Source organism: Corynebacterium sp. HMSC074E01, from assembly GCF_001808885.1.
GTDB lineage: Bacteria > Actinomycetota > Actinomycetes > Mycobacteriales > Mycobacteriaceae > Corynebacterium.
Window position 1 is genome coordinate 482,412 of record NZ_KV794854.1, and the last position, 17,672, is coordinate 500,083.

Sequence of the window (17,672 nt, forward strand, 5' to 3'; positions counted from 1 at the left end):
CTCACAGTCTTGGTCATCTGAGGCAAGAGGACGAATCGCCCTTCCTGCGCATGCGGCGCCGGTACCATGTCCCCTATGGAAGAGAAAGCAGCCTCGACGCGGGAGAGGATTCTCGAGTGCTCACGCGAGCTTTTCAGTGAGCGGTCCTTCTCCCAGGTGTCGATGAAGGACATCGCCGAAAAAGCGGAAGTGTCCGTCGCGCTGATCGTGAAGCACTTCCACAACAAGGAAAGGCTTTTTGAGGCCACGGTGGATTTCACCGCTTCCTCGGCGGCGCTCTTTGCCGGCCCTTTCAGCGAGCTAGGCCGCACCGCGGTGGTGGAGACCCTCACCGCGCCGCATAACGCCCCATACTCCATGGCCCGTACGATTTCGGTCGCGAGCGGGGACTATCAGACGCTCGGAGCTATTGGTAAGAGAATTAAATCCGACTTGCTGGAGGTCTTGGCCTCCCGGATTCGTGAGGAATCCGGACGCCAAACACCTTCGCCAGAGCTGCGAGCCCAATCCGCGCTGGCCCTGCTCATGGGCTTGTCCTTCATGCGGCGCTTCGGTGATACCGAGTTCGCGGCCTTCTCAACCGAGGAACTCATCGAGTACTATGCCCCGCTGCTGCAGGGCATCCTCGACGGGGACCAAACACCCTAGTTTTCAGGCGTTTCTAATCTTAGGATTCGCCCTTGGAACGGACCTCGGAGATGATGGCGGAGAAATCAAGTCCGCCATGGCCTTCATCCACGAAGGAGGCGTACTGCTCCTCCGCAATCCGGCCCAGGACGGTGTCGGTCTTGGTGTCTTCCGCCGCGGCCATGGCCAGCTTGAGATCCTTAAGCATGAGGGCAGAGGCGAAGCCGGGTTTAAAGTCATTGTTGGCCGGCGAGCTCGGCACGATATCCGGGACGGGGGCGTTGACGGACAGCGACCACGAGTTTCCGGTGGCGTTGGAAACGACGTCGTAGAAGGCTTGGTGATCTAGGCCCAAGCGCTCGCCGAGGACGAGGGCTTCAGCCAACACAATTTGCTGGACCGCGAGGATCATGTTGTTGCATGCCTTGACTGCTTGGCCGTTGCCGATGTCACCGCAGTGGGTGACGGACTTGCCCATGATGTCGAGCAGCGGCTTGACCTTCCCAAAGTCTTCGGCTGTGCCGCCGACCATGAAGGCAAGCGTTCCCGCGGCGGCACCGGCGATGCCCCCGGAGACCGGTGCATCAAGGAAGGCGGAGCCTGCCTTGCTCACGGTGTCCGCGAGCTCGCGGGCTTCCGCGACCGCGATTGTGGAGACATCAACGTAGGTCTTCGCGTCCTCGTTTGCTGCGAGGACCGATTCGAGCACCTGCTTGACCAGCCCACCGTTGGGCAAGCTGGTAAACACTACCTCGGCGCCCTGCGCGGCTTCTTCCGCAGTTTCGATGATGGTGATCCCTTGCTCGGCGGCACGGTCCCGGGCTTCTTCCACGACGTCGAAGCCGCGAACCTCATGCCCAGCCTTCGCCAGGTTGGCGGCCATGGGGCCGCCCATATTTCCCAATCCGATGAAAGCGATAGTCGTCATTGTGTTCTCTCCTTACATGACCGGCATGGTGAACTGGGGACCTGCGGAGTCATCACTAGGCCAGCGCGAGGTGACGGTCTTAGTCTTGGTGTAGAAGCGGAAGGAATCCGGACCGTGCTGGTTGAGGTCGCCGAAACCAGAGGCCTTCCAGCCACCAAAGGTGTGGTAGGCAATCGGCACCGGAATCGGGACGTTGACGCCCACCATGCCGACCTGGACGTTCTTGCAGAAGTCGCGGGCCGCGCCACCGTTCTGGGTGAAGATGGCGACGCCGTTGCCGTACATATGGTCATTCGGGTAAGAAACGGCCTCTTCCAGAGTTTCGGCACGGACCATGACCAGCACGGGGCCGAAGATCTCCTCGCTGTAGATAGACATGTCTGCGGTGACGTTGTCGAAGAAGCTCGGACCGGAGTAGAAGCCATCAGCAAGGGAATCCTCGTTGAAGGTCTTGTCGGACATGTCCAAGTCGCGGCCGTCGGTAAGCAATGTTGCGCCTGCTTCCACGCCCTCGGCGATGAGTCGGTGGACACGGTCGCGCGCCTCCGCGGTGACCAATGGGCCATAGTCGGCCTCTGGGTCGAGGCAGTGGCCCACCTTGAGCTCCGGAATCTTTGCCAGGATGGCATCGCGCAGGCGGTCTGCCGTCTCCTGCCCCACCGGAACCACGACGGACAGTGCCATACAGCGCTCACCGGCGGAGCCGAAGGCAGCGCCCACGATGGCGTCGGCGGTGGCGTCGATGTCGGCGTCGGGAAGCACAATGGCGTGGTTCTTTGCGCCACCGAAGCACTGGGCGCGCTTGCCCGTGGCCGCGCAGCGCTCGTAGATGTACTGCGCAATCGGCGTGGAACCAACGAAGCCCACGGCCTTAATCGTCTCGGAATCGAGGATGGCATCGACGGCCTCCTTGCCGCCGTGCACAACGTTGAGAACACCGGCGGGGCCGCCGGCCTCAATGAAGAGCTCCGCCAGGCGAACCGGCACGGAGGGGTCGCGCTCGGAGGGCTTGAGCACGAAGGCATTGCCCGCCGCCAGGGCCGGGCCGGCCTTCCACAACGGAATCATGGCCGGAAAATTGAATGGAGTGATTCCCGCTACCACGCCGAGCGGCTGGCGCAGCGAGTAGGTATCGATGCCGGTGCCGACCTCCGAGGAGTACTCGCCCTTGAGCTGGTGCGGCGCACCGAGGGCAAACTCCAGAACGTCGACGCCGCGCAGCACATCGCCCTTGGCATCCGGGAAAGTCTTGCCGTGTTCGAGGGAGAGCTGGGTGGCCAGCTCATCCATGTTGGCATGGATGAGGCGGATCCACTCCATGATGATGCGGATGCGCTTCTGCGGGTTCAGCGCCGCCCAACCCGGCTGGGCCTTAGCGGATTCCGCAATGACGCTGTCCACGTCGGCCTTGTTCGCCAAGGCCACCGCGGCCTGCTCCTTGCCGGTCGAAGGATTCAGCACAGGCTGGGTATTGCCCGATGTCCCTTCAAACGTTTCTCCGTTGACGTAGTGATACACAGTGCGCATGGCGCGTCTCCTTCCTGGAACCTCCGGCTCCCTGTATGGCTTGGGTCACACACTAACGTTGGACAACAACCTCCCGCCATAGAAATTGAGATACAGAACACGATTCACCCCCTGCAGTGATTTGCCATACACGTAATGTCCAGCGCTTTTGTGAATACCCTCCCCAAGGCCCTGTGGGGTGAATGCCGTTCACCTGTCCTGAGCTCAACGTAGCGTTGGCTAAGGTGATGGCATGGACCACATGGAGCAGCCCACGGCTACCGCGCACACCGGCCCCGAGCCGCAGAATTGGGAAGCCGATGTCATCCTCAACGACGGCGACATCGCCACGCTGCGCCCTATCACACCCGCCGACCGCGACGCCATCCGCGCCTTCTACGACCGCGTCTCGGATCAATCAAAGTACTTGCGCTTCTTCGGCACGCACCCCGCGCTAACCGACGATGACCTAGACCGCTGGCTCCACACGGATGGCTATGACAAAGTCACCCTCGTCATGGTGGAACGCGGCAACATCGTGGCCGTTGCCGGATACTCCATTGTCGAGCAGTTCCTACCCTCGCGGGTGGGCGATGTCTCCTTCCTTGTCCAAGATTCCCACCACGGAAAAGGCGTGGCTAATATCCTGCTCGAGCACCTCGCAGAAATTGGACGCGAAGGAAAAGTGGAGCGCTTCTTCGCGGAGATGCTGACGCAGAACCGCAGGATGGTGCAGGTTTTCGTACGCGCAGGGTATTCCGCGAAGCCGGAACTCGAGGACGGTTTCATCCGGGTGGATTTCCGAATAGCGCCGAATGAGAACTCCCGCGATGTCATGGAGCGCCGCGAGCTGCGTGCAGAAGCGAACTCGATCCACCGTTTGCTCAACCCACGCTCCGTGGCGGTAGTCGGAACGCTGTCCAGCAAGCAGCTAGCTAGCGCCAACTTCGCCGGTACATTACGCCACCTTCACGGCGTGGAGGAGCTCAACACCCTCGATGAGCCGGTGGATCTCGTCGTCATCGAGTTCCAAGGCCACGGCGGCGCGGAAGCTATGCAGGCTGCTGCCGCTGCCGGTGCCAAAGGAGTAGTCCTCATCTCCCGCAGCCAAAATCCCAACCTCTCCCCCGACCAGGCTCGCGACATCGTGCTCGCGGCTAGGGACTACGGCCTGCGAGCCCTTGGCCCAGCTGCGCTAGGCCTTATCAACACAGACGCGGCAGTGAGGCTCAACGCCAGCCCGGCTCCCATGCCGCGTGCGGGACAGGTGGGCCTGTTTACTCAGTCTGCGGGTGTGGCGACGCTAGCTCTGTCCCATGCACTGCAGCTCGGATGCGGCCTAAGCAATTTCATTGCCGCAGGTTCCTTCGCTGACGTCACAGGCAATGACGTCATGCAATTCTGGAGCCAAGATGAGAACACCCGAATTTGTTTGCTCTCCCTCGACTCGATTGGTAACCCGCGCAAATTCTTCCGGGTTCTGCGCCGCCTAGCGCTGGACAAGCACGTCGTCGTTTTCTTGCCCTCCCGGGCTCTGAAGTCGGCCCGCCACTACGCGGTGGAGGGACTATCGGCGGCGAGCCCGGCTGCGCTCGACGAGATCATTCGCTGCACCGGGGCAATGGTGGTCACCCGCCGCGATGCCATGCTCGACATCGCCCAGCTCCTCGCGCGCCAACCCGTTCCGCAGGGCCGTCGCATCGCAGTGATGTCGAATTCCTCCGGCCTCACCGCGCAGATGGAACAGGCAGCCTGGCGCTTCGGACTGCGCCCGCACGCCACCACCGTCGTCGATGACCCCGCCCCCGCCATCACGGAACAGGCCCGGCGCGCCCTAGAAGATCCGGGTATCGACGCGGTGCTGTGCGCCGTCGTGGAAGTTGGTGAGTTCATCCTCAAGGAGGCCTACGTAAATCTGTCCCAGTTGGCGGCAACGACGACGGATACCCCACTCATCGCCAGCTTCGTGGGTTTTGATATCCCCGATTTCCGCACCGCCGAGGGCCCAGAGGCACCCGGCCAACTTCCCGTGTTTGGCACCTACGCCGACGCCATTGAGGCTCTGGCCACCATCATCGATAATGAACGCCGCCGCGCCCTAGCACGCCCCAATCCTTCCGATGAGTTCGCCAACAGCACGGGCCTTGCAGAAGCGCGCGGTGTGGTCGCGGAGGTTCTGACTGATTCCCCCACGGGACGCTGGGCCACCGACGAGGAGTGCGCGCGAATTCTCAAGGCTTATGGCATAGAAATCGTCCCTTGGGCCCCGGTGCGCACCCTCGACGAAGCCATCGCGGCCGGCCGCGATTATGGCTGGGATGTCGCCCTCAAGTGCAGCTCGCAAATGGTGCGAGGCCGCTCGGAGCTGCCCACCGTCGTGCGAAGCATCCATGACGAAGATTCCATGGTGCGCGCGTGGACCACCATCACCCAGCTCACGCGAGATCTCCACTTGGGCGAGGATCCGGCCATTCTCATCCCAGTTGTTCAACGCATGGTCACAGCTGGCGCATCTCTCACTGTGCGTGCCATCGAAGATCCTGTTGTTGGGCCTATGATATCCGCCGGTTTCTCCGGTCTACCCTCGGATCTTTTGGGAGACGTCGAGTGGCGCGTGCCCCCGCTTCGTCGCACCGATGCACTCGACATGCTCAGCTGCCTCAAGGCGTCTCCCCTTCTTGCTGGTTACCGCGGCACCAAAGCTGCCAAACTACACCGTGTCGAAGAGGTCATGATGCAGCTGGCACAGCTCAAGGACGACATCGCTGCACTCGTCGATATTGAGCTTTCCCCCGTCATCGCCGGGGTATCGCACACTGTTGTGGTGGGGGCTCGAATGCGCATCGCACCGCTCGGTGATGTCCGCGATCCTCTCGCGAGGTCCTTGTCATGAACCAGACGAAGCCTCTTCTTTTTGCCTCCGAGGAGATGCACCGCTATTCGCTGGGCCCTGGGCATCCGATGGGGCCGGACCGAGTCGCCGCAGCACTGTCACTGGCGAAACACTTTGGTGTGCTGGAAGAATTCGACATCGAATGTCCCGCCCCGTTGAATACCTCCCACTTGGAGCTCGTTCACAGTCCTGATTACATCGCCGCCACCCGCGCCGAGGTACCTTCCACTCACTTTGGCTTGGGCACTGAAGACAACCCAATTAGCCACGGCTTATCGACGATCGCCGCGCGCATCGCCGGCGGCACCCTAGCGGCCGCGCGCGCTGTGTGGGAGGGCCGTGCGCAGCGCGCCGTTAACCTTTCCGGCGGATTGCACCACGCCTTCGCCGACTCCATGTCAGGGTTTTGCATGTACAACGATGCTGCGATTGCCATCCGTTGGCTTAAGGCAAATGGCGCCCAACGCGTGCTGTACTTGGACTTGGATGCCCACCACGGTGACGGCGTCGAAAAGATTTTTTGGAATGACCCCAATGTGCTCACCATCTCGGTACACGAATCGGGACTCTATCTCTTCCCCGGGACTGGCTATGCACACGAGATTGGTGGTCAAGGCGCGGAAGGGACCGCGGTTAACGTGGCCCTGCCCCGCGGGGTGAGTGACGAGGCGTGGCTGCAGGTCATCCACGCGGTCGTCCCGCCGCTCCTCAAGAAATTCCGCCCCGACTTCATCATTTCCCAACACGGTGCGGACCCGCACCGTTCCGATCCCCTCGCGGATCTGGAACTCACCATCGACGCGATGGCGCGGGCTTATCGCTCAGTGGCGGTGTGGGCGCAACAGTTTGCGGATGGGCGATGGGTCGCGCTTGGCGGCGGCGGATATCACGTCGACGCCGTTGCCCGCGCGTGGACCCAGGTGCTGGCCGCAGTCGCCGACGTTGAGCTCTCAGCTTCGGAACGGATGCCGAACGGCTGGGAGGGCTCATCTACCTTGGGTGATGAAGGTGCGTGCGCCGCCATTGGCGGCTTCGATCCCACCAAGGTCATGGCTGAAAAGCCGCACGCAGCGCTGGTGCAGACTACGCGCGCAGTCTTTCCCTATTGGGGCCTGCCGGCTTATGGCTAGGCCCCGTATCGGAGGGGCGTCGACAATACGCGCGTGATGGGTGTCTTAGGGCTGATTCTTGTGATGAGGCCCTTAGCGTGGCGGCATACGCAGCGCACCATCCAAGCGAATCGTTTCGCCATTGATATAGGGGTTCTCGGTAATGGACACAGCTAGGGCGGCGAATTCCTCCGGCTTTGCCAGCCTTGCGGGGAAAGGCACGGTGGCCTCGAGCTGTTCGCGGAACTCCGGAGTGATCTGTTCCATCATCGGGGTAGCTACGACGCCCGGCGCGATGGCATTGACGCGGATACCCAACGAGGCGAGATCCCGTGCTCCGGTAATCGACAGGGCAGCCACCGCGCCCTTCGACGCCGCGTAGGCCGCCTGGCCAACCTGACCTTCAAAGGCCGCGACGGAAGCGGTGTTGATGATGACTCCGCGCTGGCCGTCTTCGTCGAGTGGTTCTGCCTGGGCCATCGCCTCGGCGGCTGCGGTCATGACGTGGAAGGTCCCCATGAGGTTAACGTTGATCGTCTTAGAAAACAGCTCCGGGTCGTGGGGGCCTTTTCGCCCGAAGATGCGTGCTGAAGGGCAGATACCTGCGCAATTCACCGCCACGCGCAAAGGCTTTTGCTCGGATGCGGCGAGAACCGCTTCGCGTACTGCGGCTGCATCGGTGACGTCGACCGCTGTGTAGTTGATTCCGTTGTGTTTCTCCTCCGGGACGGACAGATCGAGCACGGTGACCGTGGCTCCGTGCTCCGCGAGTGCTGCGGCCGTTGCGGCCCCGAGGCCGGATGCACCGCCGGTAACAACGGCGGATGCTTCGTGCAGGTTCATGATGTTTTCTCCTTTAGTCACCGTGATAGACAGGGCTGTTTAAACGAAAGCGGAAACGCCGGTGACAGCGCGGCCGACGATGAGCGAGTTGATGTCGTAGGTTCCCTCGTAGGTGAAGAGAATCTCGGCATCATCCATCATCTTCGACAAGTCGTATTCGGTCAGGATGCCGTTTCCTCCGCCGATGTTGCGGCCCGCTGCGGCGGATTCGCGCGCCAGGCGGGTGGTGGTTGCCTTTGCCAAGGCGGCAAAGGGCATTTCCAGCTTTCCTTGTTCTTGAACCTCTGCCAGCTGCGCCATCATGGCGAGTGACGCGGTGGCGTTGCCGAGGATGCGGGAAAGCTGCTCCTGGACCAACTGGAATTTGGCGATTGGCCTGCCAAACTGCTGGCGCTTGACCGCGTACTCGCGGGCCTTGTCGAAGATGCCTAGTTGCAAGCCGGCTCCCTGCCAGCCCACCCAGGCGCGCGAATAACACAGGAAGTCATTGACGTTGGCAAAGGATTCCGCACCCGGAATCAGGTTCTCGTGTGGGATGAGGACGTTGTCGAACTTAAGGTCCGCATTCTGCATGATGCGCAGGCCCATCTTGCGCGAAATCTTCTTGCGCGTCACGCCCTCGCGGTCGAGTTCAACGATAAAGGCCTTAATCTCGTTGTCTGCTTTATCCCGGGCGAAGGTGATGGCAAAGTCGGCGAAGGTACCGGCCCCAATCCAACGTTTCGCGCCGTTGATGAGCCAGCCTTCAGCGGTGCGCTCTGCTGTGGTGGCAAGGCCGCCGGCGATATCGGAGCCATGCTCCGGTTCGGTCAATGCAAAGCAACCCACCTTGGAGAATTGACGCAAACCTGCTAGCCAGGTGCCCTTTTGCTCTGGCGAGCCCAGCTTGTCGATGAGTCCGAGGACCAACTCATTGTGAATGCCCACCAGAGCAGACAAGGACACATCCGCGCGGGTTACTTCCGCGTACACCAGTCCTCGGTAGAGACGCGAGGTATCAGTGAGTTCAATTTCGCCCAGACCCATCTCCGCCATGCGAGGAAGAAGATCGAATGGCAGCTCCTCACGGTCCCAGTATTCGCCTACGACAGGGCGAATCTCCGTCTGCAAGAACTCGTGGATCTCTGCCAAACGCACCTGTTCCTCTGGGACGAGACGATCTGCCACCGCGAAAATATCAGCGTGGGGGTACTTAATGCTCTCCAAATGTTTCCCGCTGGGGTGTTGCGAACTAAGAATCGGCGGCATAGTTTTCTACCTTTCTAGCTGGGGCTTAAGGTCGCTGCATGGGCTTTCTCCAGGCCACATACAAACTCTTGGACTCAAGTATCAATGGGCTCTTCACATTGAATGAGTACGAATATACATCGTTCCGTACTCTCACGTGTCATGTTCTATGATCGTTGTACGCAACAGACTGGGGAGAACGCACGCAAAGACCCCGCAAAGCCAGGATCCCCCAGAGACAGAAAGACTCATGACCCAACCACTCACACCACGACAACGCGAGCTGTTCAATGCCCTCTTGCAGGACTTTCTGGCCGAGGGTTTCGAATCCTTCACCATCGACGGCGCAACGAAGCGCTACCAATGCTCAAAATCGACCATGTACGCATTAGGCCCATCCAGAGACGCGATCATTCGCCGCGTACTAGTCAGCTTCTTCAAAGAAATCACCCGTCGCACCGCAGTCACAACAGCACCCACATACGCCCAAGCTCTTGAGAATTACTTCTCCTCGATGACCATTGCTCTGGAACCCGCGAGCCCTGAGTTCATGCGCGACCTCGCCTCTGAACCCGCCGCTCAGGAGGTGTATAGCTTCAACACTAAGAGAGCCACTGAGACCATCCACAAGTTACTTAGTCAAGGCGTCGAAGCTGGGGAATTCACCGCCGAGTACACCGACTTTGTCTCCCGCCTTATCCAGCGCTCAATGAGTGATATTCAGCAGGGCTTTTACTCAGACACCCTAGCCCCAGCAGAGGCTTATCACACCCTTGGCCAGCTCATTCTCCACGGAATTTCGCTACGCTAACCTGCATCTTTCAAAGGTAGTTCGGAAAATCTCTAGCCATTACTTCGAACTCGAAGTAAAGTAGGCTGCGACCCACGTCACAGAGACGAACGGTTTGGGACACGGGCCATAGCCATTGCGCCGTCCTTCCCCATTTGAGCACGAGCTAGAGGAGAACCAATGACCACGGTGACCGAACAATTCCAAGCAGCCCGCGACCTGCTGGTTTCTTATCAGACTGATTATGAAGCAGCCCGCAGCAACTTCGAGTGGCCGCGCTTCGAGCACTTCAACTTCGCACTTGATTGGTTCGATCACCTCGCCACTGCGGAGGATTCAAAGAACCGCGAGGCTCTCGTCATCTGTGAGACAGATGGCAGCAGCACCCGCCGTACCTTTGCTGAGATGTCAGCCCGCTCGGCACAATTGGCTAACTGGCTGGAGGCCCAGGGGGTCCAGCGCGGCGATCGCGTCATGCTCATGCTCAACAATCAAGTAGAGCTGTGGGAGTGCATGCTGGCCTGCATCAAGGCAGGCTTCGTTCTTAACCCGGCGACCGCAATGCTCGGCGCGGCCGATCTGCAGGACCGCACCGACCGAGCCAATATTTCCTGGGTCGTGGCCAATGCCGAGGACGCCGCTAAATTCCAAGACGTCAGCGGTGACTTCACTCTGATCCAGGTCGGTGATGAACCAGATGCACAGACAACGCACCCCACCCTGCGCTATTCGGATTCTTTTACTGGCTCGGAAGAGTACACGCCGAAGCAGGAAACCAAGGCTGATGAGACCCTCCTACTGTATTTCACTTCCGGCACTACGTCGAAGGCGAAACTCGTCGAACACACTCACACGTCCTATCCAGTGGGTCACCTGACCACGATGTACTGGATTGGCTTGGCGCCTGGCGACGTCCACCTCAACGTCGCCGCCCCCGGCTGGGCCAAGCACGCATGGTCAAACTTCTTCGCGCCGTGGATCGCCGGGGCCACCATCTTCCTATACAACTATGCGCGCTTCGACGCCGCTGCGCTCATGGACAAGATGGAAGAAGAAGGCGTCACCAGCTTCTGCGCGCCGCCAACGGTCTGGCGCATGCTTGTCCAAGCAGACCTGGGCCGTATGAAGACCCCACCGAAGAAGCTGGTTGCGGCTGGCGAACCGCTCAACCCTGAGCTCATCAGCACCATCAGCAAGGCTTGGAACACAAACGTTCGCGATGGCTTCGGACAGACGGAGACGACACTGCAGATTGCCAATACCCCAGAGCAAAAAGTGAAGCCAGGTTCAATGGGGCGCCCACTGCCAGGCTGGGAAGTCGTGCTCAAGGATCCCGCTACTGACGAGATTGGGGATACCGGAGAAATCTGCTTGAAGCTCGATCCCCGCCCAGTCGGCCTGACTGTGGGTTATTTCAATGACCCAGACAAGAACGCGGAAGTCTTCCGCGATGGTTACTACCACACGGGAGATACTGCGGAACGCGATGAGGACGGCTACATTTTCTACATTGGTCGCGCGGACGATGTTTTCAAAGCCTCCGACTACCGCCTCTCCCCTTTCGAACTAGAATCCGTTGTCATTGAGCACCCGGCAGTCGCCGAGGTAGCGGTGGTTCCCTCCCCAGATCCAATCCGCCTCGCCGTGCCAAAGGCCTACGTCGCTCTCGCCGGCGGCTACGAACCGACAGCGGAGACCGCCGAGTCCATCCTTAAGCACTGCCGCGATGGGTTGGCACCCTACAAGCGCATCCGCCGCCTCGAGTTCTATGAGCTTCCAAAGACCGTCTCCGGCAAGATCCGCCGTGTAGATCTGCGCAAGCGCGAAACCGAGATCCACTCCGCTGACGGCGGCGAGACGAAGGCATCGACGGAATACGCTGATTCCGACTTTCCAACTCTAAAGGGTTAACCCCACCGCCCTTCAGCAACGCAGGCCCCAGCCCACTGCTGGGGCTTTTGCATCTGCGACGCCAAAATCCTCCGGTAGCTTTCCCCGCCTGGGACCCTATCCGCGATGCCTATGGTCGGGTTCTTAGAACAGCGAAGCTCTCATTTATAGTTATCTCACGTACCGCAAGGAGGTTCTTTCCGCTCATGGATATCATTGCTGAAGCACGCCGCCAGTGGGCGAAGCGTTATTCCGCGCGCTCTGCTCGTGGCCTCGCCACAGTATCCTCCTTCGAACGTGCCGCACACATTTTGCGTAATGGCGCCGAAGATGTGCTGGCTCCTTATGGGGTGAGCTACAACCAGTTTGAGGTCCTCGCTGTGCTCATGTGGTCACGCGCGGGAAGCATGCCCATGTCTAAAATCAGCGCTCGGCTTCAGCTTCCGCCGGCTTCACTCACTCACACGGTGCGCAAACTTGAGAAGGACGAACTTATCGAGCGGGTCAGCGATCCAAAAGACAGACGCTCGACCTTGGTCACGGTCACCGACCAAGGCATCGTGTTGGCCTCGGCGGCGGGACCTGCCCTCGATCGCTATTTTGATTCCGTTGCGCTTTCTACTGGCGAGCAAGACCGCATCATTGCTGCTGCCAACCGCATACGTCGCGCAGCCGGCGAAGATGTCGAGGATTCCGGCGCCCAGTAGCCATCAGTTCTTTAAGAAGCGTGCCCTCGCGCACGTGCGGCCGAAGAAACCAAAATAGAAACTGCCCTAGCTGCCAATTCCTGTGCTTCCGCCTTCAAGATCTGGCCAGATCTTTGGCAACTAGGGCAGTTTAAAGCGTGGGGCTCCCTCGTCCGGGAGCTAATCCCCAATGGCTAACTCGCGGTTAAGGTTTAGGAGTGTTTAAACTCCGGGTCGCGCTTCTCTACAAAGGCTGCCATGCCTTCCTTCTGATCATGAGAAGAGAACAAAGCGTGGAAGGTACGGCGTTCGAACTGGATGCCCTGAGATAGAGAGAGCTCATCTACCGCATTGACCTGTTCTTTGATTTGAGACGTTGCCACGAAGGACTTCGAGGCAATGAGCTTTGCCGTCTCCAGCGCCGAGTCAAGGAGCTCACCCGCAGGAACCACGCGGGCTACCAAGCCGGAGCGTTCTGCTTCCTCGGCTGCCATCATGCGGCCAGTCAGGCACATCTCCATGGCCTTCGCCTTTCCGATAGCTCGGGTCAGTCGCTGGGAGCCTCCCATGCCTGGTGTGACTCCCAAGTTGACTTCCGGCTGGCCAAACTTGGCCTTGTCGCCAGCGATGATGAAGTCACACATCATGGCCAGCTCGCAACCTCCACCGAGCGCGTATCCGTTCACTGCGGCGATGATCGGCGTGCGGGCTCGTGTGAGGACGTCCCAGCCTGCGAACCAATCCGCGGTGTACATCTCTGTCGCCGACTTCGAGGACATTTCCTTGATATCTGCACCAGCCGCAAACGCTTTCTCTGAACCGGTGATGACGATTGCCCCGACTTCTGCATCGGCGTCGAATTCCTGAACTGCCTGGGTAACTTCAAGCATTGTGTCGTTGTTCAGGGCATTAAGCGCCTCCGGACGATTGAGCGTGATGAGAGCGACGCGGTCGCGCTTTTCGCTAAGAATTGCCATGGTAATAGTGTCCTTCCTGTGGTTCTTGATTAGTACTTAGTCAGTGGTGATCGTTGAATTCTGGGGCTTCCACGCAGCCCTCGATGGGTTCGAGGACAGATGCCACCACCTCGTCGGGGACGGCGCCAATGGACTCATATTCCCAGGAGGGATTGCGGTCCTTATCGACGATTTGCGAGCGAATTCCCTCCACAAATTCCTTGTGTTTTTGCATGTTCACGGACATCCAGAACTCCTGGGTCAAGGTCTCCGCGAAGCTCATCGACGCATTGCGATTCAAGGATTCCTCGGTGACGCGAATGCCCAGCGGGGAATTCAAGCTCATCCGCTTGGCGGCCTTCGCTGCCCAATGCCCGTCGCCGCCTGCTGCTGCATATTCTTGCAAGCGGGCAAGGGTCTCTTCAGCGGTGTCTGCCGCGTAGACGTCCACCATTTCGGCGCGGTCCTTACCGAAGCCTGGGCCCACTGACTCAGTGAACTTCTCAATATCGGCTGGGTTGCCCGTCTCCACCAGCTGCTCAACGAGAGCATCGAGCTTGTCCTTAGGCACGAAGTAGTCCGCAAAGCCGGTATCGATCGCCTCCGCGGCCCCCACGTGGATCGCGGTATACGCCAAGTGCCGGCCAAGACGATCCGCAGCCCGGGACAGAAGATAGGACCCACCGGCATCGGGCGAATACCCAATCCCAACCTCCGGCATTCCGATGCGCGAATCCTCGCAAACAATGCGGTGTGAGGCGTGTGCTGAGACACCAATTCCGCCGCCCAACACAATGCCTTCCATGAGCGCCACATAGGGCTTTGAATAGGTGGAGATTAAATAGTTCAGTTCATATTCCGTCTTCCAAAAATGGGCACCTGCCGTGCCGCCCTCCAGGGCATCGTGGTACAAAGCCGCGACGTCGCCACCAGCACACAGCCCACGTTCACCAGCGCCCCGGAGGATAACGAGCTTGACGCGGTCATCGTCCTGCCAGTCCTTCAAAACTGCCGTCATCTCATCAATCATTGTCTGGTTTAGCGCGTTAATAGCCTTGGGCCGGTTTAGTGTAAGAACACCAGCGTGGCCGCGGATGTCGTGGATAATTTCGTTCGTCATCGTTTATTCCTCCTCTTTATGAACAATCGGGCGCGTTCTAGTGCGGAGCTTCAAGCAACAGAGCTTCACCCTGGCCACCGCCGCCGCACAAAGTGACACCCGCGCGATGGGCCTGGCCACTCGCAAGGCGATGCGCCGCATGAGCTACAAGTCGAGCACCGGATGCACCAATGGGATGTCCCAGGGCAATCGCACCGCCCTGCGGGTTCACGTCATCGGGATTGATTCCAAGGACATTGGCCGAATGAACCACCACTGCGGCGAAAGCCTCATTGATCTCAATGTGATCGAGATCAGCAATACCCCAGCCTTGGCGCTCAAGGGCTGCGAGGAGAGCCCGAGCGGGTTGTTCCTGCAAGGAAGAATCCGGTCCGGCTACCTGCCCTGGCGCGCGTAGGACCGCCATGACCGGCAATCCTTCCTTTTCCGCGTACTCACGTGTGGTGAGGACGACAGCTGCCGCTCCATCAGTGATGGGTGAGGAATTTCCGGCAGTAATGCTTCCCTCACTCTCAAAGGCCGGACGCAGCCCGGCCAAAGTTTCTCCCGTGACCCCTTCCCGGATGCCTTCATCACACGAGACGGTGCTCTCGTTGCGCCGGATCGTCACCGTGATAGGAGCGATTTCCTTGTCGAAGGCTCCCTCCTCGATCGCCTGCAGAGCGCGCTGGTGTGACAGCGCGGCGCAGCGGTCTTGTTCGTCACGGGTCACCGGGTAGCGTTCTGCATATTTCTCCGACAACGAACCCATGGAAATCCCAAGATCGGCCGCTCGCAGGCCATCGTGATCCATGTGATCGAGCAGCTCAACAGACCCAAACTTCTTGCCCCTACGTGACTGCGAAAGCAAGTGAGGAGCATTCGACATCGACTCCATTCCCCCAGCCACCACCACTGTGGCTTCGCCGGAGCGTAGAAGCCGGGAGGCGTCAATAATCGCGGTCAGTCCAGAAAGACACACTTTGTTGACCGTCGCGGTGTGCGCATTCGGAGAAATTCCTGCCCCGAGCGCCGCCTGCTTCGTAGGGTTTTGTCCCACGCCTGCCTGCAGGACTTGACCACAAATCACAGCGTCAACGTCGTCCGGGCTCACTTGTGCCTGCGCGAGTGCAGCGGCAATGGCATGGGAGCCAAGCTGCGTCGCGGACAAGGGCGCAAGGGAACCAAGCAACTTGCCGAAAGGCGTGCGCGCAGCGCCCACAATGACGATATCCATATCTCGCTCTCCAAACTGTACGAAGTTATCCTGAATCGTACCGATGGATTGTGCGCCGCGCTACCTTTTGGCCCTAGCTAAGCTCACAAAATGCCGGAACACTACACAATGGAACTGTTTGAAGCGAGAATAAAGCTATAAAAGAACAAACTGCGTAGAGCGCCGTCTAGTCCCTACGCAGCTGCAATCCGCACTATTTAAATCGTGAGCATCAGCGGAATGACCACAATTTTGACTATCTGCGCCACCACAATGGTGGCCGCATAGCCGGTCATGATGCGCGAATCCGTGCTCATTCCCGTGGCGTAGTTGACCACTGCTGGCTGGCCAAAGATTCCTGAGATACCGCCGGCGGTGCGGGTCTCCGACTGGCCGAGGAACCTGTTGGCAACAGCGAAGATAGCGACGGCAACCACGGTAATGATGGCGGCCAAGATCATGGACTTCAAGCCCATCCAGGAGAAGGCCGTGGACTGGAAAGCCTCACTTGAGGCGAGGCCCACCGACGCCAAGAAGATGACTAGACCCCACTGCTGAAGAGCCATGTTGATAGAGGCCGGGACCTTCCACGGCACGCGGCGAGTGCGGTGGAGAGCACCAAGGACAAGTCCGGTAATCAGCGGCCCCAGCGCGAAGCCCAGCTCAAAGGACGTGCCACCCGGCAACGGCACCACGATGAGCGCAATGAGGTAGCCCAAGAACAGGCCGCCACCCACGGCGATCCAGTTCAGCTGCGAGTAGCCCTGAACCGAGTCACCGAAGTAATCGCGAATATCGCCCATACGGTCCTGATCCACAATCACCGTCACGCGGTCACCGGCATCGAGGTGCGTATCGAAGCTGGCGAGGAACTCCTCATCGCCGCGCTCCACGTGGATAATGCGGCCGCCATAGCGCTGGAAAAGGTTGAGCTCTTCCACGGTTCGACCGGCGATGTCGGTGTTCGAGACCACCACGTTTTCAATGACCAAGCGCTTGTCCACGAAGGGCACTTGGGGCTGACGCTTACCCAAAGCGGCGGTAATCTCATGCCGCTTAGCCTTCGTCACGAGCACGCGCAGGATGTCTCCCTTGCGAATCTCTGGATGGTCTCCCGCCACGGTGCGGGTATTCCCGCGGCGAATCGTGGCGATGACAAATTGGTCCTCGAAGCGCTCCACGAGCTCCTCGTAGGTGATGTCCTTGGTCACCCGAATGGTGCGGGAGCGGAAAACTTCTTCTGCAGAATTGTCTTTGTCCTTAGAACCCGGCCAGGACTGCTTGAGCAGGAAAGCCACGAGCAGAATGGCAACGGCTACGCCCACCGGGTAGCCCAAGGAATAACCCACGGCGGGCAGTTCCTCGCCGGTCTGTTGTTGGGCAACCGCAAGCGACGCCGTCGAGGTCGTCGCACCGGAGAATACACCCACGGAAAGCAACGGCGACAGGCCCAGCCATCCGCCCGCGAGAAGCGCCACTGCAGCAGCACCCACCACCGCGATAGCGGCAGTGATCATATGTTTTAACTGCTCAGAGAATCCTTTGAAGAAGCGTTCACCGGCAGACAAGCCTTGCATATAGATGAAGAGGCCAAGGCCCATCTCTTGTAGGCTGCTCAAAATCGTGCCATCGAGATCGATAAAGGCGCCGATGGCCAAGCCCACGAACAAAGTACCGGCCGCGCCGAAGCGCAACGGGCCGAAGGGGATCATGCCAAACAACGTGCCGAGCAAGGCAACAAAGAAAATGCTCAGCCAAATATTTCCATCAAATAGAGCCAACACGAAACGTCATTGTAGGAAAGCAAGAGCAAAACACCACGTCCAAGAGCGCTTTTCTGCGCCAAGGGTGCTTGGTCTCACGTCCTAGGCATCAAGGTGAGCTAAGTACGCACCCACCGTG

Annotated in this window: 14 protein-coding genes; 6 read left to right on the forward strand and 8 right to left on the reverse strand. The window is 59.5% G+C overall.

Features of this window, described 5'->3' with window-relative positions:
* Positions 1-66 precede the first annotated feature (66 nt).
* Entirely contained in the window at positions 67-648 is a 582-nt protein-coding gene (locus tag HMPREF2537_RS11615; protein WP_070529241.1) for a TetR/AcrR family transcriptional regulator, read from the forward strand.
* A 19-nt stretch (positions 649-667) separates the two neighbouring features.
* On the opposite strand, the gene mmsB is transcribed toward HMPREF2537_RS11615, so the two are convergent.
* Positions 668-1,555 (reverse strand): 3-hydroxyisobutyrate dehydrogenase, encoded by an 888-nt coding sequence (gene mmsB, locus HMPREF2537_RS11620; RefSeq protein ID WP_070529242.1) that lies wholly within the window; start codon positions 1,553-1,555, stop codon positions 668-670.
* 12 nt (positions 1,556-1,567) lie between these two features.
* Positions 1,568-3,082 (reverse strand): CoA-acylating methylmalonate-semialdehyde dehydrogenase, encoded by a 1,515-nt coding sequence (locus tag HMPREF2537_RS11625; RefSeq protein ID WP_070529245.1) that lies wholly within the window; start codon positions 3,080-3,082, stop codon positions 1,568-1,570.
* Positions 3,083-3,314: 232 nt separating this feature from the next.
* On the opposite strand from HMPREF2537_RS11625, the gene HMPREF2537_RS11630 reads away from it, so the two are divergent.
* Positions 3,315-5,954, forward strand: coding sequence for a GNAT family N-acetyltransferase (locus tag HMPREF2537_RS11630; protein WP_070529247.1), 2,640 nt, complete (start codon positions 3,315-3,317; stop codon positions 5,952-5,954).
* Positions 5,951-7,084: an acetoin utilization protein AcuC gene (locus HMPREF2537_RS11635; RefSeq protein ID WP_070529249.1), complete on the forward strand. Its 1,134-nt coding sequence runs from the start codon at positions 5,951-5,953 to the stop codon at positions 7,082-7,084. The genes HMPREF2537_RS11630 and HMPREF2537_RS11635 overlap by 4 nt, the downstream gene beginning before the upstream one ends.
* 72 nt (positions 7,085-7,156) lie before the next feature.
* Here HMPREF2537_RS11635 and HMPREF2537_RS11640 read toward each other — a convergent pair whose 3' ends face one another.
* Positions 7,157-7,906 (reverse strand): SDR family NAD(P)-dependent oxidoreductase, encoded by a 750-nt coding sequence (locus tag HMPREF2537_RS11640; RefSeq protein WP_070529252.1) that lies wholly within the window; start codon positions 7,904-7,906, stop codon positions 7,157-7,159.
* 39 nt (positions 7,907-7,945) lie between these two features.
* Positions 7,946-9,154, reverse strand: a complete 1,209-nt coding sequence (locus HMPREF2537_RS11645; RefSeq protein WP_070529255.1) for an acyl-CoA dehydrogenase family protein — start codon at positions 9,152-9,154, stop codon at positions 7,946-7,948.
* A 229-nt stretch (positions 9,155-9,383) separates the two neighbouring features.
* On the opposite strand from HMPREF2537_RS11645, the gene HMPREF2537_RS11650 reads away from it, so the two are divergent.
* The 3 genes from HMPREF2537_RS11650 to HMPREF2537_RS11660 all read left to right on the forward strand — a co-directional run bounded on the left by HMPREF2537_RS11650 (position 9,384) and on the right by HMPREF2537_RS11660 (position 12,520).
* Complete coding sequence (locus HMPREF2537_RS11650) at positions 9,384-9,944, forward strand: TetR/AcrR family transcriptional regulator (protein ID WP_070529258.1); 561 nt, start codon at positions 9,384-9,386, stop codon at positions 9,942-9,944.
* Between the two features lie 159 nt (positions 9,945-10,103).
* Positions 10,104-11,834, forward strand: coding sequence for an AMP-binding protein (locus HMPREF2537_RS11655; RefSeq protein ID WP_070529262.1), 1,731 nt, complete (start codon positions 10,104-10,106; stop codon positions 11,832-11,834).
* Between the two features lie 185 nt (positions 11,835-12,019).
* Positions 12,020-12,520, forward strand: coding sequence for a MarR family winged helix-turn-helix transcriptional regulator (locus tag HMPREF2537_RS11660; protein ID WP_070529265.1), 501 nt, complete (start codon positions 12,020-12,022; stop codon positions 12,518-12,520).
* Positions 12,521-12,711: 191 nt separating this feature from the next.
* Here HMPREF2537_RS11660 and HMPREF2537_RS11665 read toward each other — a convergent pair whose 3' ends face one another.
* The 4 genes from HMPREF2537_RS11665 to HMPREF2537_RS11680 form a co-directional block, all read right to left on the reverse strand.
* On the reverse strand, positions 12,712-13,476 hold the full coding sequence (locus tag HMPREF2537_RS11665) for an enoyl-CoA hydratase (protein WP_070529268.1): 765 nt from the start codon (positions 13,474-13,476) through the stop codon (positions 12,712-12,714).
* A 40-nt stretch (positions 13,477-13,516) separates the two neighbouring features.
* Complete coding sequence (locus HMPREF2537_RS11670; protein ID WP_070529270.1) at positions 13,517-14,575, reverse strand: enoyl-CoA hydratase/isomerase family protein; 1,059 nt, start codon at positions 14,573-14,575, stop codon at positions 13,517-13,519.
* Between the two features lie 37 nt (positions 14,576-14,612).
* Positions 14,613-15,791 carry an acetyl-CoA C-acyltransferase gene (locus HMPREF2537_RS11675; protein WP_070529272.1) on the reverse strand — a complete coding sequence of 393 codons (1,179 nt, stop codon included), beginning with the start codon at positions 15,789-15,791 and terminating at the stop codon, positions 14,613-14,615.
* A 197-nt stretch (positions 15,792-15,988) separates the two neighbouring features.
* Positions 15,989-17,554, reverse strand: coding sequence for an aspartate-alanine antiporter-like transporter (locus tag HMPREF2537_RS11680; protein WP_070529274.1), 1,566 nt, complete (start codon positions 17,552-17,554; stop codon positions 15,989-15,991).
* Between the last annotated feature and the right edge of the window lie 118 nt (positions 17,555-17,672).

Coding starts and splice junctions, on each gene's coding strand:
- HMPREF2537_RS11615 (WP_070529241.1), top strand. CDS start 67: ATGTCCCCTATGGAAGAGAAAGCAGCCTCGACGCGGGAGAGGATTCTC.
- mmsB (WP_070529242.1), bottom strand. CDS start 1,555: ATGACGACTATCGCTTTCATCGGATTGGGAAATATGGGCGGCCCCATG.
- HMPREF2537_RS11625 (WP_070529245.1), bottom strand. CDS start 3,082: ATGCGCACTGTGTATCACTACGTCAACGGAGAAACGTTTGAAGGGACA.
- HMPREF2537_RS11630 (WP_070529247.1), top strand. CDS start 3,315: ATGGACCACATGGAGCAGCCCACGGCTACCGCGCACACCGGCCCCGAG.
- HMPREF2537_RS11635 (WP_070529249.1), top strand. CDS start 5,951: ATGAACCAGACGAAGCCTCTTCTTTTTGCCTCCGAGGAGATGCACCGC.
- HMPREF2537_RS11640 (WP_070529252.1), bottom strand. CDS start 7,906: ATGAACCTGCACGAAGCATCCGCCGTTGTTACCGGCGGTGCATCCGGC.
- HMPREF2537_RS11645 (WP_070529255.1), bottom strand. CDS start 9,154: ATGCCGCCGATTCTTAGTTCGCAACACCCCAGCGGGAAACATTTGGAG.
- HMPREF2537_RS11650 (WP_070529258.1), top strand. CDS start 9,384: ATGACCCAACCACTCACACCACGACAACGCGAGCTGTTCAATGCCCTC.
- HMPREF2537_RS11655 (WP_070529262.1), top strand. CDS start 10,104: ATGACCACGGTGACCGAACAATTCCAAGCAGCCCGCGACCTGCTGGTT.
- HMPREF2537_RS11660 (WP_070529265.1), top strand. CDS start 12,020: ATGGATATCATTGCTGAAGCACGCCGCCAGTGGGCGAAGCGTTATTCC.
- HMPREF2537_RS11665 (WP_070529268.1), bottom strand. CDS start 13,476: ATGGCAATTCTTAGCGAAAAGCGCGACCGCGTCGCTCTCATCACGCTC.
- HMPREF2537_RS11670 (WP_070529270.1), bottom strand. CDS start 14,575: ATGACGAACGAAATTATCCACGACATCCGCGGCCACGCTGGTGTTCTT.
- HMPREF2537_RS11675 (WP_070529272.1), bottom strand. CDS start 15,791: ATGGATATCGTCATTGTGGGCGCTGCGCGCACGCCTTTCGGCAAGTTG.